Genomic DNA, 2,389 nt, shown 5'->3' with positions numbered 1-2,389 from the left:
GAAGCACCAAGCGTGACGATTGATCCGATTGTTCCTGGCGACGGTGAAAACACAACACTTACAGGTACAGTAAACAACCCAGAAGCGGATGTGACTGTGAATGTCGGTGGTGAAGACTATCCTGTTAAGATCAATCCTGAACCAAATGAAGATGGTACTTATGATTGGACGGTAGAAGTACCAACGAACCAATTACCACCAGCAGGTGAAGACGTTGTCAACGGCATTCTAAAATTGACCCCTTTTACCTTACAAATGGCAAAGTAAAATTGACCCCTTTGATCTCGTATTAAATTTCAACCTGAGGCTGAATCCCTATTCTTTTTTTATCCTTCAAACGATAACTCTCACCCGATATTTGTACCACATGACAGTGATGCAATAACCGATCTAACATCGCAGCGGTCAACGTGACATCATCCGCAAATGACTTAGACCATTGGCTAAAGGGTAAGTTACTCGTCAATATCGTACTGCCTTTTTCATAACGCTTGGCAATCACGTTAAAGAACAGATTCGCTTCTTCACGTCCAAACGGTAAATAACCAATTTCATCGATAATCAGTAATTTTGGGGCGAGTATCACCCGTTGCATATAGGTTTTCAATTTACCTTGCTGATAGGCTGTACTGAGTTGCAGCATGAGATCGGCGGCGGTAATAAACTTGGTTTTGACATTGTTCATGATGGCCTTATAGCCTAATGCCATGGATAAATGCGTTTTCCCTACACCGCTAGCACCAAGAAACACCACATTTTCTGCTCTAGCAATAAAGCTCAGGTTGAACAACTCGACCACCTGTGATTTGGGAGCACCCAGTGCATAATTAAAATCGTAACCTTCCAGCGTTTTCACTTGAGGCAGGCCTGAGAGTTTCATCAGTACCTGCTGGCTGCGCTGTTGCCTGGCAGCATATTCATGCGTCAAGATCGCTTCAACAAAGTCGGCATAACTTCCATCCTGACCTAATGTTTGTTGTGCATGATGTGACCATTGTGATGCGATGGCAGGCAGATTGAGCTTTTGGCAAAGCTGCTCTATACGGTCGTATTGCAGATTCATCAGGAAACTCCCAGCAACTGGTCATATACAGATAAGGGATGCTGCAAACTCTCGTAGGGCATGACATGCTGTGCTGCTGCAACAGGTACAGTGCTGGAACCTGTATCTGATTGCGGTAATGGCGTAAATTTTTGCTGCTCCTGTTGCAGTCGAACAGCCGGTTTTTCCTGCGTGGTGGCATGAATCCGCTGATTGGCGGTTTCATGCAGCCACCGGCCAATGTGGGCATTGGCGACATCAACATCTAACAGTAAACCCGAAGTCTTCAGGCTTGCTTTCAATGGCACAATAAAGCTTGATTTGAGGTATCCATTAAAGCGTTCAACTTTGCCTTTGGTCTGTGCACGGTAGGGCTTACATACGCGAGGACGAAAGCTGTATTTCTTGGCGCAGTCGAGCAGTTTGGGATTCCATTTATGCTGCCCCTCCTGATAGGCATCCCGTTCAATCATGATCGTTTTAGCGTTATCAAACAGGATTTCCTGAGGTACTCCTGCAAAGAACTGAAATGCATTTTCCAGACCATCGATCCATGCATCGGTACGTTCATGATCATAAAATTTCACGAAAGTCGCTCTGGAATACCCTAATGTTGCGACAAAGGCTTTTAAAGTCGAGTTGTTGCGTCGAATCGTGGTGAAATCTACCTGCATTTGTTGGCCAGGTTGGGTTTCAAAACGAATGATCGGTTCCGGTTTAGCAACTGATTTTAATGTTGCAAGATATTCCCTCAAGATCCTGATCTTTCCTGGATATCCCAACCTTAAAATTTCCTGGTAGAGCACAACAGCAGGAATCCATTCAGGATGAGCTGCGTTTACACGTTTGAGTAAATAGGGTTTATATGGATCAAGAATACTTGTTCTAGGTTGTGTACGCCGATACTGAGGTGTTTCCTTCTGCCGTAAATATTTACGTACGGTATTTCGGGACACCCCCAGTTCACGACTAATGGCTTTAATAGATTTACCTTGTTGATGAAGTATTTGGATTGTCACTGCTTGCTCCAAAGTTAACATGTTGAGCAGTCCAAAATGACCGCTATATTAACCAAGGGGGTCAGTTTTTAAATGCCATTAGGGGGTCATTTTTACACTGCCGCTAACAACGTTACTGTAGAAGGTACTGTGACTGATCCAAACACTGGTTTGACATCAGAACCTGGTACAGACAGCAAGCCTGTTCCTGCACCGACACCTGTTGCACCAGAAGCACCAAGCGTGACGATTGATCCGATTGTTCCTGGCGACGGTGAAAACACAACACTTACAGGTACAGTAAACAACCCAGAAGCGGATGTGACTGTGAATGTCGGTGGTGAAGACT

Annotated in this window: 4 protein-coding genes; 2 read left to right on the top strand and 2 right to left on the bottom strand. The window is 44.7% G+C overall.

Going from position 1 to position 2,389, the window contains the following annotated elements:
- Positions 1 to 267: hypothetical protein (locus tag FTU55_RS14825; protein WP_306670229.1), on the top strand; the 267-nt coding region annotated here is incomplete at its 5' end.
- Between the two features lie 22 nt (positions 268 to 289).
- Here FTU55_RS14825 and istB read toward each other — a convergent pair.
- Together istB and istA are read right to left on the bottom strand one after the other, a co-directional pair.
- Positions 290 to 1,063, bottom strand: a complete 774-nt coding sequence (gene istB, locus FTU55_RS14820) for an IS21-like element ISAba8 family helper ATPase IstB (protein ID WP_159139008.1) — start codon at positions 1,061 to 1,063, stop codon at positions 290 to 292.
- On the bottom strand, positions 1,063 to 2,082 hold the full coding sequence (istA, locus tag FTU55_RS14815) for an IS21 family transposase (protein WP_159139009.1): 1,020 nt from the start codon (positions 2,080 to 2,082) through the stop codon (positions 1,063 to 1,065). Before istA ends, istB begins: the two co-directional genes overlap by 1 nt.
- Positions 2,083 to 2,133: 51 nt before the next feature.
- On the opposite strand from istA, the gene FTU55_RS14810 reads away from it, so the two are divergent.
- Positions 2,134 to 2,389: hypothetical protein (locus FTU55_RS14810; RefSeq protein WP_218949129.1), on the top strand; the 256-nt coding region annotated here is incomplete at its 3' end.

It is taken from the genome of Acinetobacter sp. YH12117 (genome assembly GCF_013418865.1).
Classification (GTDB): Bacteria; Pseudomonadota; Gammaproteobacteria; order Pseudomonadales; family Moraxellaceae; genus Acinetobacter; species Acinetobacter indicus.
Note: the sequence above shows the minus strand (reverse complement) of the source record. Positions and strands in the feature narration are given on the sequence as shown.